This window comes from Anabaena azotica FACHB-119 (assembly GCF_014697625.1).
GTDB classification, from domain to species: domain Bacteria; phylum Cyanobacteriota; class Cyanobacteriia; order Cyanobacteriales; family Nostocaceae; genus Trichormus; species Trichormus azoticus_A.
Window position 1 is genome coordinate 1 of the sequence record NZ_JACJSG010000052.1, and the last position, 13,865, is coordinate 13,865.

Sequence of the window (13,865 nt, forward strand, 5' to 3'; positions counted from 1 at the left end):
TTATCAGTTATCAGTTATCAGTTATCAGTTATCAGTTATCAGTTATCAGTTATCAGTTATCAGTTATCAGTTATCAGTTATCAGTTATCAGTTATCAGTTATCAGTTATCAGTCCTGACTGCGGATGGTAGGGGATAAAGAAGCGCCAAAATACGTCTTCCACCAATTGCTGTGGTGTTTGACTTTCGTATTTAAGTACGGGCGGGTTTAACGAACATATCTGTTTTTACCATGAATTACTCAATGAACCCGCCCCTACAACTGTTCACTGTTAAAAGGCTACGGGTTTTACAGTTAGTAGCTTTATGGACAAATATCCTTAAACAACTTTACCCGGAGTAATCGGGTTCGGGCAATCAATGATGACTTTTCAAACATCCTCTAAAGTTGTAGGACTTACACAAGTGTCATAATCAAAGTAACTGTAGGGTGCGTCAGCCCCAATAATTTCGTACAGATTCAAGGATTTTCCACATCTGACGCACCCTACCCCAAGTGCCAGTTGCGTAAGTCCTGAGTTGTTTAAAATTATAGTCTGGCTTAGATTTGTGGGTGGATTAATTTTGTATTTGTAGGATTTGGTAATTGGAAAAAATTAGCATAATAAATATATTTTTACAAACATGAAATTATTTTTGAATAAATTATTTAATTTGAGTTAAAAAATGCAGTGGATTTTAACAGCAAATGAACAAGCACCAGACTGGTTTATCCAAGCGGTGCAAAAGTATGCAGCTACATCTAAAGGTTTGTATGCAGCACAATTATTATGGCAACGGGGGATAAAAGACGAATCACAATTAGCAGCTTTCATTAACTATAAAACTTATCAACCAGCTAGCCCCTTTGAGTTTGGGCAAGAAATGCAGCTAGCAGTGGCAAGATTAAAACAGGCGCGTCAAGCCGGGGAGAAAGTGGCGATTTGGGGAGACTTTGACGCTGATGGGATTACTTCAACTGCTGTTCTATGGGATGGTTTGGGGCAATTTTTTGGGCAATATCAACAGTTGGATTATTACATTCCCAATCGTTTAAAAGAGTCTCACGGACTGAATGAATCAGGCATTGATAATTTAGCTAATCAAGGTGTTACATTAATTGTTACTTGCGATACAGGCAGTACAAATATTAATGAAATTATTTATGCTCAAAAATTAGGTATAGATGTCATAGTTACAGACCATCACACCTTACCCGCCGAACGTCCCGCAGTCACAGCAATTATTAATCCCCGCTATTTACCTAATGAACATCCCTTGTTTCATCTATCTGGTGTGGGTGTAGCTTATAAGTTGATAGAAGCTCTTTATCAAACTTTACCTGATGTACCAAAAAATCCTTTAGAGGATTTATTAGATTTAGTTGCAGTTGGTTTAATTGCCGATTTAGTGCAACTTAGTGGTGATTGTCGTTATTTAGCACAGTTAGGCATCCAAAAATTACAAGCCGATTTTCAACAACCACCAACCGCTAGACGCAGACCAGGGGTAGGGCGATTATTAGAATTGTGCCAGAGAAGTGGCGATCGCCCCACAGATATTTCCTTCGGTCTAGGCCCCCGCATTAACGCCGTCAGCCGCATCCAAGGCGATGCGAGTTTCTGCGTCGAACTCCTCACCAGTCGAGACATTAATCGTTGTCATCATTTAGCCGAAATCACAGAATTAGCAAACACCCGTCGTAAGTCCTTACAGAAAGACGTACAAGCACAAGTAACACAAAAACTCACCCAATTAGACCTATCAACCACCAGCGTCATCGTTTTAGAAGACCCCCAATGGCCTGTCGGTGTCTTAGGTTTAGTCGCCGGACAAGTCGCCCAAGAAACAGGCCGCCCGACGATTTTGTTGAGTACGGAGGGACTGGGGGGAGTGGAAGGAGTAGGGGGAGTAGAGGGAGACATATTAAAAGTGTCCTCCTCATCCCCCTCATCTCCCTCATCTCCCTCATCCCCCTCATCCCCCTCATCCCCCTCATCTCCCTCATCTCCCTCATCCCCCTCATCCCCCTCATCCCCCTCATCTCCCTCATCCCCCTCATCCCCCCTCGCCCGTGGTTCCGCCCGTTCGGTAAACTCAGTTGATTTATATCAATTGGTGAAGAACCAAGCACATTTATTACATCGCTTCGGCGGACATCCCTTTGCTGCTGGCTTGAGTTTGTTAGCAGAAAATATTCCCCTATTTACCCAAGCAATAAACCAGCAACTACGGCAAACTTTGGGTTCTGTCAATCTCGCCCCGACAGTGCAAGCAGATATTGCAGTTACAGTTGCAGACTTAGGTAAAGATTTATTTTTAGAACTCAAACTGCTAGAACCCTGCGGTATGGGAAACCCTGTTCCCAAACTTTTGATTCAAAATTGCTGGGTTGAAAATGCTTGGCATCGCAATCAACAAGATTGGCAAGGAAAAAAAGTACAGTATATTAAAACCGAATTTGATATTCGCGACGACTCCACAAGAAACCCCTTCCCCGGTATCTGGTGGGGACATTATAAAGATGAATTACCCATAGGTAGATGTGATTGTATCGCCGAATTAGATTACAACACCTATAAAAAACGCTACGAAATCAGATTAATAGCCGTCCGCCCCAACCCCAACTCAGAACTTAAAACCCACCACTCAACCCACATTCTAGACTGGCGTAACCTTCCCCAGTCCCCAGTCCCTAGTCCCCCTCCGGGTATGCCTTCTCTACGAGAGGCTGCGCCAACGGCACGCCAAGGGCGAACGCAGTCGCCTACGGAGGGAAACCCTCCTGCAGCACTGTCTCACCAGTCCCTCATCCTCAAAGAATGCCCCACCAACTGGGACGATTTACGCGCTTGGTGGCGAAAGTCGCTTTACAATAATCAACAGCTAGTTCTGGCTTGGTCGAAACCCCAGCACCAACCACCGCCAGACATTTGGCTTACCCTAGTGGGAATTGCTAAATACCTCAGTCGCACCAATGAATTACGCACCCGCAAGCAAATTTTAGACAAACTGAAGATTAGCGACAGATGCCTACTTTTAGGCATCAAAGCTTTGAAGTATTGGGGATTCACAGTCAAAAGACAAGACCGTTGTTTACAATTTACCTGGGATGCTGATCATGTCCAACAAAGCAATGCTGATGCAGCCATTGCTGAGTTTGTCGCAGCCATCAGCGAAGAACAGTTTCAGCAGAACTATTTTGCGGAAGTACCTTTGTCTACTATTATAGCGATCGCTAGCTATGAGACTAATTCGCCATCCAATGAGTATTAATCTGTAGGGTAGGCAGTGCAGCACCAAAATCATGATACGGCGCTGCACCGCCCATCCTACTGTATATATCTCATTCTCTCCCCAGTCCCCAGTCCCTCATCTCCCTAAATTCCCTTGATGTTCACATTTAAAACCTCGACGCTGCCAAGCTGACATATCAACTTTGCTTAGTTGAATCACATCTGTGCATTGTGGTTGAATAATTTGACCCAAACCCGCCCACAACAAACTACGGGTGACATCTAATCCTGTTTTTACCCACGACTCCCTATTACCTGGAACACCCTTTTCTTTAACAACCTCAACCTCAACCCAAATACCATGAGCGCCTAAAAGAATTTGTGCCATCAATTTAGCTCGCGGTAGGTGAGTGGGTGAAGTTATCAGTTTTACCTTATGTACTCCCCAACGTTGTAAAATTGGCACTCCATAGTAAAAATTATCAAAAGTCGAATTAGCACACTTTTCTAACCAAACATTGTCCAAGTCTGCAAACTGACGCTGAAAAATTAGCTTAATACATGGGTCTTGAGAACCATGTGAAATTAAAATGGGAGTTTGTGGATATTGTTTGGCTGTTTGGGCAATATAAATTTCTCTTCTAATACTACCACCAAGGATAAAAAAGGCATCCACAGGTTGGGAGGATGCAGAAACTAGGGTTATAGTGGTGATGACAAGCCAACAACTAAACACTAGACATAAAACCCACACAAGTTTTTGTAGTAATTGCCACTTTTTTCTCAGTTTCTGTCCTCTGGGGACTGATAAATTTCTGGGAAATTTGCGCCTCATAACACAAGATAAAAAGGCTTTGTTAGTTAAGCTAAAAAAGACCGGCCATTCTTTGAGAGAAGTGCTATCTTAGAAAATTAATATGGGGTGTAAACATGACAGTAACAGAACTGTCACACAATTGTCATAGTCCCAGATTAGACTGATTGAGAAAATCGCCAACCGTTAATGATTGTTAATAAAGTAACGCAAAACTTGCACTTAGTTTAAAGAGGAGAATTAATGGTGGGAGTGTAGCTAAAAATTAAGTATAAAAACTTAAGAATTTCCCGAAAGTCTGATTGCTAAACTGTCAAAATCACAATAGATTCCTGCTGATATACATGAACTCATCTGCGAAAAATCACTCGCTGCTCCAAGTTGCCATGATTGGAGGGGCGATCGCTACAACAGCAACTGTATCATTATTTGGCCCCGCTTGGACTCGCAGCGTTCGCGCCGCCTTACAAGACAGCCCCAAAGCTGTGGTAGACCAAGTATGGCAATTAGTAAATAGTGAATATGTTGATGGCAAGTTTAATCAACAAGATTGGCTAGCAGTTAGAAAAAACTTATTAAGTAAAGAATATTCATCTAAAGAAGAAGCGTATGTGGCAATTCGGGAAGCTCTACAAAAGCTGAACGATCCATATACAAGGTTCATGGATCCCCAACAGTTTGAAGCTCTCACCAATCAAACTTCTGGTGAAGTCTCCGGTATCGGTATCCGCATGGAACTGAATGAAACAACCAAGCGGCTGACTGTACTAGAAGCTATAGAAAATTCACCTGCTTTGAAGGCGGGAATTAAAGCAGGGGACGAAATCTTAGCCATTGATGGCAAATCTACCCAGCAAATGAAAGTAGATGATGCCTCTAAATTAATTCGTGGTAAAGAAGGCACTGTCATTACCTTACGTCTAGGACGTAGCGGCAACAACATTGATTTAAAGCTGACAAGAGCCAAAATCGAAGTTCCCACCGTCACCTACAACCTCAAGCAAGAAGGCAACCGTCGCGTAGGTTACATCCGGTTACGGGAATTTAGCGCTCACGCCTCCGAGCAAATGGCACGAGCTATCCGCAAGTTGAACGGACAAAAAGTAGATTCTTACGTGTTAGATTTGCGGGGAAATCCTGGTGGTTTATTGCAGGCAAGCGTAGAAATTGCCCGGATGTGGTTAGATGATGGTGGCATCGTCCGTACAGTTAACCGTCAAGGATTTAACGAGGACATGAAGGCTAACCGCACTGCCTTAACAAAATTGCCTTTGGCAGTATTGGTAGATGGTAACTCAGCTAGCGCCAGTGAAATTCTTACAGGTGCGCTCAAGGACAATAAACGAGCCGTAGTTGTTGGGACTCAAACCTTTGGTAAAGCTTTAGTGCAGTCAGTCCATGAACTACCAGACGGTTCTGGTTTAGCAGTCACCATTGCACACTACTACACCCCCAAAGGTACAGATATCAACCATAAAGGTATTACTCCAGATATCAAACTAGAATTAACCGAAGCACAGGAACGTCAACTTGCATCCAATCCTCAACTGATTGGGACTCAGAACGATCCTCAATATGCTCGTGCGATCGCTGTATTATCTAACAATACCTTCGCTACTCCGCCCATAAACCCAACCAATCAACCAATGCGCCTGGGAGCCAATGAGTTGAAGTTTTAACAGTTATCAGTTATCAGTTATCAGTTATCGAGCAGAGGAGCACAGGAGCAGGGGAGCAGGGGAGCAGAGGAGCACAGGAGCACAGGAGCACAGGAGCACAGGAGTGGGGGAGCAGGGGAGAAAATAATTACACCTCTTTTCCCCTTTCCCTTTCCCCCTCCCCACTTTCTGCCAAGCTGTACTAAGTTAGTATTGCCCAAACCACTCTCTCAGGTTTTATGAATCATCAGCAAATTGATACAACCACCGCCAACAGCTATTTGCCAATGGTGTCGGTGGTTGTTCCTATTTATAACGGTGAGGCAGATTTACCAGATTTAATTAACTGTTTTACATCTCAAACCTATCCTAGAGAACGGGTAGAGTATCTGTTGGTAGATAATAACAGCAGCGATCGCACCTTCACTTTTATAGAAAAATTTTCCGCTAATTCTTCCATCACAATTCACCCCCTCAGCGAAAAGCAAATTCAAAGCTCCTACGCGGCTCGTAATACTGGAATTAAGGCGGCTGTGGGCGAAATTGTGGTATTTACGGATGCTGATTGCCGTCCTCAACCTCAATGGCTTAATGCACTAATTAAACCTTTTGTCAATACTGAAATAGTGATTGTTGTTGGTGAAATTGTTGCCTTACCAGGAACAAACTTATTAGAAAAATACGCCGACCGTCAAGAAACCCTCTCCCAAAAGCACACTTTAGCCCATCGCTTTTGTCCCTATGGGCAAACAGCTAACCTAGCAATTCGCCGTACTGTCTTTGATCAATCAGGATTATTTCGTCCTCATCTCAATAGTGGTGGTGATGCGGATATTTGTTGGCGGATTTTGCGGTCAAATCTTGGCAGTTTAGAATTTGCGCCAGAAGCTATTGTTCAGCACCGCCACCGGGTCACACTTAAAGAGTTAGCCAGTCAATGGCGACGTTATGGGCGCTCCAATCGCTACCTGCACGAACTGCATGGTGTAGAGTTAATGCGAGATATCAGCCTTAAGGAAGTTGGCTACCGTTTAGCACGTTGGTTAATTAAAGAGTTACCACGCTCTAGTGCCAAAGCGATCGCCGGACGAGCCGACTTAGTAGATTTGCTCAATACTCCCATCAGCCTATTCACAGCCAGAGCGCGTGCAGGCGGACAACGGAACGCCAAGCTACCAGAAGAGGCTAAGACAATTGAATGGCTCAATTGAGTTTGAATTTTAGATTCAACATTCGCTACATTGAAACAAGGTAGTTTCTTTGCCCAGTCCCCACTCCCTACTCTTGCAAGGGCAGGTTTTTTACACTTCGACCGAAAAATACTGGTTTTAGGGTGTAGAGGTAGATAAAACTCTGATCATTTCCGGGATTTTACAGTTCTCCCTCATTACTTGATGAAAAACCTTCCCTGAAGAGCATTCCCTACTCCCCACTTCCACTTATAACTTAGACCAAAGGAAATTTTTAGATGTCAGCACAATTGTTACTGGTAGATGATGAACCGGGATTAAGAGAAGCCGTCAAAGACTACTTACAAGAAAGTGGTTTTAACGTTCAAGTCGCCAGTAATGCCCGTGAGGGTTGGGATTGGATGCAGCAAAACACACCAGACCTAGTGATTTCTGATGTGATGATGCCTCAAGTTGATGGGTATCAATTTCTCAAGCAATTGCGCGATGACCCGCGCTTCCAATCTCTCCCCGTGGTATTTTTAACAGCAAAAGGGATGACAAGCGATCGCATCCAAGGTTATCAAGCTGGCGTTGATGCTTACCTTCCTAAACCCTTCGATCCAGATGAGTTGGTAGCCATAGTAGAAAATTTACTTACCCGCCGCACTAGCAAGCCCCAAACCATCACCGAAGACGGCGAAACCCCAGATATTGCCGAGTTAGCTAATCAAATCGCCCAAATTAAAGCTTTATTAACTCAAAGAAACGCCATTTCTCAGTCACCCGCTCCTTTTAAAATCGACCTCACCCCCAGAGAACAGAGTGTTTTAAATCTAGTAGCCGAAGGGTTAATGAATAAAGAAATCGCCCGCCGTCTAGAAACTAGCGTGCGTAACGTCGAAAAATATGTCAGCCGTTTGTTCAGTAAAACAGGTACTAACAGCCGTACAGAGTTAGTTCGCTTTGCCTTAGAACATGGACTAGCAAAATAGACTGCTCTTGACACCCTATATAGCAGTCCCTACATAGGGCGCGGACATTGATGAATCATCAAATCTTTACGGCAAGGGCTTTCTCTTGCCTGTACCCTGTTACCTATCACCTGTCCCCTGCTATATCTGTGCCTCTGTGGTAAAAAATATCAACACAGAGGTACTGAGACACAGAGGTTGATCAAAAATACCTCATGTAGCAGCAAGACTATCACATTAATCATTTACACCTCTTGAAAAATCAACTACCAACAATTTTCAAGATGGTGAAACCATCACATTATTTGTGGTTATTTTTACTAATTAATCTCCGCAAGTCGAAGTAAAACCCTGGTTATAATAATTGCTCTGTTCAACTAATCTTCTAGCGCTTTTACCAACTGAAGAAGCAGAGCATGATAGTGTTAGTAATTACTCAACTCTATACGTAAAATAATTAGTGAGAACTACCTTTACAGTTGCTTTGTTTAGCTTTTCGAGGAGTAGGGTAAATTTGAGCTTATTAACAAAAGCATTAAGTTATACAAGCCAACTCATTATTTAGAGCAAATATTTAGGTAGGCTAACTCCCAAATAATTAAGATTTTCTGCCCAGTATTTGATTTGCCACTACTCAAATTACAGCTTTATTTGTAACTACTGATTAGTATCAACAGCATTCCGTAAACGCATCAGTTGACGACGCATTTGGGGTGACGCTTTAAACTCAGAGACTTCTTGTGCTTTTACAGACGCTTGTAGCATCTCTAAAAAGTCATCAGACCCTTCTGTGAGCGCATCTAGTAGCACCTGCATTAGTTGTTCGCGATCGCCCAACAAACTTTTTTCTTCAACTAACCGAAATTTGAGATGTATTTCGCACTCATAGACACCGACTTCTATATTATTAAGCTGCCGTGGTAATGCTTTGGAGTTCATAGTCTTAGGGATTCCTGTATTTGGTGGTTATGAGGTTAAGGAGATGTATTTCCTACGAAATTTCTTTATAGTTTTTTGAATCCGTTGTGCCTAAATTAACAATGTTTTTTCAATTTACAGTATTTAACTGTCATTGGACTCTCCTGTGTTTTTTAGATAGACTTTCAAGTGTAAGTTTGATTTTTCCTGTACAAGTTGTTGTGCAGGTAAGCCATAACTATTATTCAGTTTTTGAGATTATATACAATAAAGTTTCTGTAAGAAGTTGTTCTAGCTTTTTAAAGCTTTTTACATCAACTTTATTTGACAATCAAGAACAGTTTGAGTTTTTACTGAAAGTTTAGTGTTTACACGTAAGTAAATCCTCTATTCTTTTTGCTTTTATTAAAGCTGGACGTAGTTAGATGCTACTACCGTAAATTTACCCAATGTACGTTTTTTTCATCAGAAAATTTGGCAAGTTTAGCTCGTAAATTTAATGAAAATTAAGATTTGGATTTTCCACCATAGCATAAGCTCTAAGTTCACCTCAGAAAAATCCCATCTCAGGGGAAAAGAGGAGGCAGTTGACAGTTGACAGTTGACAGTTGACAGGGGGCAGAAGTAATAACTTTCTACTTTTAACTCAGTACTGGCTCAAAGTCACGCTTATGCACTAGCGCACTTGCCAATTCTCAATTAATTTGATTGCTTTTATGGCTGTATATAGCGTCTACAATGATTGCAGTGTAATTAACTTGAATCTGACACCCTGCTATGGACAACGCATTGCTGCTCAAGTCTACAACCAGACACATCCGCATTTTTGCAGCTGAAATTGACCGGGATGGCGAACTAGTTCCCAGCAATCAAGTCTTAACCTTGGATGTTGACCCAGACAACGAATTAAATTGGAATGAAGATGCTTTGCAAAAGATTTATCGTAAGTTCGATGAACTAGTCGAAGCTTCCAGTGGTGCGGATCTTACAGACTATAACTTACGCCGCATTGGCTCAGACTTAGAGCATTATCTGCGATCGCTCCTGCAAAAAGGCGAAATCAGCTATAATCTCTCTGCTCGTGTGACTAACTACAGCTTAGGACTTCCTCAAGTTGCCGTTGGTGATAAGTAAGTAGGTTAAAGGTGAGGAACTAGCGGCTAGGGGCTGGAGGCTAGAGATTAGAGGCTAGAATATTTACTCAGCGTTTAACATCCCCCTATCGCTAACCTTACTCAACACTCAGGTTAGCTTTTATCTTGCCCCATCTGCTTCCACTGGGAAATCTGAGCTTCAAAACCTTGATGATTTCGTAGGGTGGGCAATGCCCACCTATTAACGGGAATTAAACAGAAATGTAGATAAAAACAGAGTCTAATGCTGAATTAGCATAGCTTTCACATCGTATTAACAATTCGCGCATTCGCGCATTAAAGACATTTTGCCTACGGCACGCTACGCGAACAGTCGGGGATTTAAACCCCGACGGAAACTGATACTACGTATAGACGTAGGGGTCTTAAACCCTTTTATTTACGATAAACTCATAAACTCATGAAGGAAATAACCAACGCAGCCATACCGCCAAGCTAGTTTGGGTTACGTTTGGGCTTGATTTTGGTCTAAGTCCCGTTAACACCATTAGGATTTACGCATAAAAACGAAAAATCAAGGGTTTGGGCAAGGGTGTAGGGGTATAGGGGTGTAAATCTTTAAAACCCTTACACCCTTACACCCTTACCCCCCTACACCCTGTCTCAACAGATAACCTTGGTGCGTAAGTCCTGACCATTAAGGGAAAAGCTAACTCACAACTGATTGGTAGGAGCAGATTGACCCTGACCCTACAACTGTCAACTAACAAATAAAAGTTTTAAATTATTTTCCTAAATGTCTCAATTTGCACAGTAGCAAATCGATTAAACATTTATTATCCAATGGGAGAGGGTGTTTAACCACTACCGAGTCATAACCCCTAGTCCTATCTTACCCATTAGCAACCTTTATAACTCTTATAGGACTTACGCAAGTGTCATGATCAAACTAACTGTAGGGTGCGTCAGCCCCAATAATGTCGTACACATTCTGTGGATTTTTCACATCTGACGCAGCTTACCCCAAGCGCCAGTTGCGTAAGTCCTGCTTTTGTTGGGATTGATTAAGAATTATGTAGGTGTTAGCCTCCTCTCCGAGTTCTGCAACAAAGTAGCTGTAGGCTATTAGGCAGCTGGCGGGGTGGCGTAACTAATTATGAATCTTCTTGTTGTCTGATTCTTAAATATCTTAATTCTTAATTAAACTTTATGACTGTTTCGCAACTTATAAACTATTGCAATAAGCGATCGCCTATCGTAAGTTATACATATTTTCGCGTAGACGGTTGAGGGTTAACAGTTAACTCTCAACCGTCTACGAGTCAACAAACTTCAGGAAAAGCACAAGCTAAATAAAGCTATGATGAGGCTGTAGGATGGACAAAGGAGTGAGTTGTTTGCATAACTTCAAATAAGTATTGACATCTGCTGGCATGGCAGGCTAATAATCATAATCCCCTGTTGAATAAATGAATTTAACAATGGACAGTGAACAGTTGACAGTTGACAATTACTCCTGCCTCACTCGTGAGAGGATTGAGAAACGGAAATTTTTGGCTTTTTCTCCTGAAAAGGAGAAGTTTTAAACCTGGAATGAACAGCTGTCAATTGTCAATTGTCAATTGTCAACTAATAAAAAATCTGAGCGGTCTTAATTCTAGCCGCTACCGTACTGTTGAAACAATTGCCAATCGCTGATCGGTGCGAACACTATGGAAAATGATGCGGCAACGCTCTACTGTCCAAATGAACTGTGTCAGGCTGCTAATCCCCTGACGCATAAGTTTTGCCAGCGATGCTCCACACCCTTACCCAAGCGTTATTTGTGGGTGCTGGGAGATAGTCTGAGTGTTGACAGTGCGGGAGAAATATTAGGCGATCGCTATTTAATTATCAATGAATCCGTTGTTTTAGATACTAAACCTGGTTTATCACCCCAAACACCCGAATTAGAAAATATCCACCCCATCCGACCCTATCTTCGCCTCATCCCTTACCGTTTACATATTCCCCAAGTTTACGGAGTCATACCATCAACAGAGAGTAAGCTGCACAGTGAAGTTTTCTTATTAGAAAAATCGCCTATCTTGGTAGGCAATTTACCGCAAAAAGTGCGTTTGTGTGAAGAGTTTACCAATGCTTGGCGCTACGCCCCGTCAATGCGCCAACTACATTGGCTGTGGCAAATTGCTAATCTTTGGCAACCTTTTCAGAGTGAAGGTGTAGCTTCTAGCTTACTTAACCCCTACCTGTTGCGGGTAGAAGGGCCATTATTGCGGTTATTGGAACTACATTCAGACTCGAAGGGAGCGCCAGAATTGCCCCAATTGGGAGAATTTTGGCAGCAATTACGTGAGGAAGCCAAACCAGCAATAGCAGAATTTATTGACCAAATTAGCTATCAACTGATTCAAGGTGAAATTAAGTCTTGTGAAGTGCTAGTAGCGGTTTTAGACCAAGCATTGACAGAATTAGGCAAATCACAAACCGCTACTATCCAAATTGCCACACAAACAGACACAGGCCCCAGTCGGCAACGTAATGAAGATGCTTGTTATCCTCCCAGTGGCACATTATTGAGTAAACCACCCCAATCTAATGCTTTGGCAATTGTTTGTGATGGCATTGGTGGACATGAAGGCGGAAATGTTGCTTCTAATTTAGCCATTGAAACTATCCAGCAGCAGGTACAACAACTAACAAATGTACCAGTAGAGCATATTGAACCCTCTGTTCTCATAGCTGATTTAGAAAGAGCAGTAGCTATTGCCAATGATAAAATTAGTCAACGCAATGACAGCGAAAATCGCCAAGGGCGAAAACGCATGGGTACAACCTTGGTCATGGCATTACCTATTGCCCATGAAATGTATATTACCCATGTCGGCGACAGTCGCGCCTATTGGATTACTCGCCACGGTTGTTATCAAGTCACCCTCGACGATGATGTGGCATCGCGGGAAGTGAGATTAGGCTATGCTGTCTATCGTGAAGCTGTGCAACAAGGTGGCTCTGGTTCTCTGGTGCAGGCTTTGGGAATGAGTCCCAGCAGTTCTTTACATCCCACAGCCCAAAGATTTATCATCGATGAAGATGGGATATTTCTATTGACTTCTGACGGGTTGAGTGATTTTGACCGTGTGGAAGATTATTGGGAAACGGAAGTTTTACCTATTCTCACTGGTGAAGAAAATAATATTGTGAATGTGGTCGAGCGATTGGTAAGCATTGCTAACAATAAAAATGGCCATGATAACGTCACCATCGCTTTGGTTAATTGTCGAGTTAAATATAGCGAACCACAAATAAGCCTAAAAGCAGTTATTCCTGAAGGTATTAATATCAAGACTGTTAATTTGACAGCCAGCCCGCAACAGCTAACATCACCAGAGACTAACTCAGAACAAAAAACCAAAGTAGTTGCTAACAACCTACCCAACAGAATCGGCAAACTACCGCTAAATTGGCTCGTACCTTTAATCCTAGTGGCGACGGCTGGGGTATTTGGTTATTGGGTGATGTTATTTCGATCGCAATACGCCACGCGCACAACCACCCCAACGGAGACTGTATCAGCTACCCAGAGTCCCAAAGTAGAGCGATCGCTAAATAATCTCGCCTCTGGATGGATAATTAAAACAAATAGTGAAATCACTGTTGATAAACTAAAGTTAAATCCTGAAAGTTTTTTGGAAGTTATCGATAAAAAACCTAATTCTCAACCCGCTTCTGGGGGTTATGACGTGTATCTGCGTCTATGCAGCAGTCCCAACTCAGCTAGTGCTAATAATCTGGCTACGAATCCTCCTGCACCTTCATATCAGCCAATCAAGATGCCATTAGCCGAACTGAGACGATTTGCTGTGACTGTTTTACCACCCAATCAAGCCAGTCCTTGCGATAGTGTCTCGGTTCCCAAAGACAGCCTACCCTCTACACCAAATCCGACAAATAATCCCAGTGCAACCGACTCGAAGAATTCATCACAATAGGACTTACGCATAAAAATGAAAAATCAAGTAGT

Annotated in this window: 8 protein-coding genes; 6 read left to right on the forward strand and 2 right to left on the reverse strand. The window is 42.5% G+C overall.

The features are described 5' to 3' along the window. The first annotated feature begins 665 nt into the window (after positions 1-665). Complete coding sequence (locus H6G83_RS28270) at positions 666-3,254, forward strand: single-stranded-DNA-specific exonuclease RecJ (RefSeq protein ID WP_190478266.1); 2,589 nt, start codon at positions 666-668, stop codon at positions 3,252-3,254. Positions 3,255-3,350: 96 nt separating this feature from the next. Here the strand turns inward: H6G83_RS28270 and H6G83_RS28275 are convergent, their stop codons facing one another. Next, positions 3,351-4,049 (reverse strand): YdcF family protein, encoded by a 699-nt coding sequence (locus H6G83_RS28275; protein ID WP_190478268.1) that lies wholly within the window; start codon positions 4,047-4,049, stop codon positions 3,351-3,353. Between the two features lie 323 nt (positions 4,050-4,372). Here H6G83_RS28275 and ctpB point away from each other — a divergent pair, with 323 nt between their 5' ends. The 3 genes from ctpB (at position 4,373) to H6G83_RS28290 (ending at position 7,850) form a co-directional block, all read left to right on the forward strand. Further along, a complete protein-coding gene (gene ctpB / locus H6G83_RS28280) occupies positions 4,373-5,707 on the forward strand; it encodes a carboxyl-terminal processing protease CtpB (protein WP_190478270.1) in 1,335 nt (444 codons plus the stop codon). 218 nt (positions 5,708-5,925) lie between these two features. After that, positions 5,926-6,897, forward strand: a complete 972-nt coding sequence (locus H6G83_RS28285) for a glycosyltransferase (protein ID WP_190478274.1) — start codon at positions 5,926-5,928, stop codon at positions 6,895-6,897. A 257-nt stretch (positions 6,898-7,154) separates the two neighbouring features. Further along, the gene (locus H6G83_RS28290; protein ID WP_190478276.1) at positions 7,155-7,850 is read left to right on the forward strand and encodes a response regulator transcription factor; all 696 of its coding nucleotides are present in this window, start codon (positions 7,155-7,157) and stop codon (positions 7,848-7,850) included. A 636-nt stretch (positions 7,851-8,486) separates the two neighbouring features. Here the strand turns inward: H6G83_RS28290 and H6G83_RS28295 are convergent. Beyond that, positions 8,487-8,768: an Npun_R1517 family heterocyst differentiation transcriptional regulator gene (locus H6G83_RS28295; RefSeq protein WP_190478278.1), complete on the reverse strand. Its 282-nt coding sequence runs from the start codon at positions 8,766-8,768 to the stop codon at positions 8,487-8,489. 756 nt (positions 8,769-9,524) lie between these two features. Between H6G83_RS28295 and ndhM the strand changes: the two genes are divergently transcribed. After that, complete coding sequence (ndhM, locus tag H6G83_RS28300) at positions 9,525-9,881, forward strand: NAD(P)H-quinone oxidoreductase subunit M (RefSeq protein WP_190478280.1); 357 nt, start codon at positions 9,525-9,527, stop codon at positions 9,879-9,881. A 1,672-nt stretch (positions 9,882-11,553) separates the two neighbouring features. Next, positions 11,554-13,833 (forward strand): protein phosphatase 2C domain-containing protein, encoded by a 2,280-nt coding sequence (locus H6G83_RS28305; RefSeq protein ID WP_190478281.1) that lies wholly within the window; start codon positions 11,554-11,556, stop codon positions 13,831-13,833. Positions 13,834-13,865 lie beyond the last annotated feature (32 nt).

What these genes read in the sequence shown, in the direction of transcription:
- H6G83_RS28270 (WP_190478266.1), top strand. Translation starts at nt 666, where the DNA reads ATGCAGTGGATTTTAACAGCAAATGAACAAGCACCAGACTGGTTTATC.
- H6G83_RS28275 (WP_190478268.1), bottom strand. Translation starts at nt 4,049, where the DNA reads ATGAGGCGCAAATTTCCCAGAAATTTATCAGTCCCCAGAGGACAGAAA.
- ctpB (WP_190478270.1), top strand. Translation starts at nt 4,373, where the DNA reads ATGAACTCATCTGCGAAAAATCACTCGCTGCTCCAAGTTGCCATGATT.
- H6G83_RS28285 (WP_190478274.1), top strand. Translation starts at nt 5,926, where the DNA reads ATGAATCATCAGCAAATTGATACAACCACCGCCAACAGCTATTTGCCA.
- H6G83_RS28290 (WP_190478276.1), top strand. Translation starts at nt 7,155, where the DNA reads ATGTCAGCACAATTGTTACTGGTAGATGATGAACCGGGATTAAGAGAA.
- H6G83_RS28295 (WP_190478278.1), bottom strand. Translation starts at nt 8,768, where the DNA reads ATGAACTCCAAAGCATTACCACGGCAGCTTAATAATATAGAAGTCGGT.
- ndhM (WP_190478280.1), top strand. Translation starts at nt 9,525, where the DNA reads ATGGACAACGCATTGCTGCTCAAGTCTACAACCAGACACATCCGCATT.
- H6G83_RS28305 (WP_190478281.1), top strand. Translation starts at nt 11,554, where the DNA reads ATGGAAAATGATGCGGCAACGCTCTACTGTCCAAATGAACTGTGTCAG.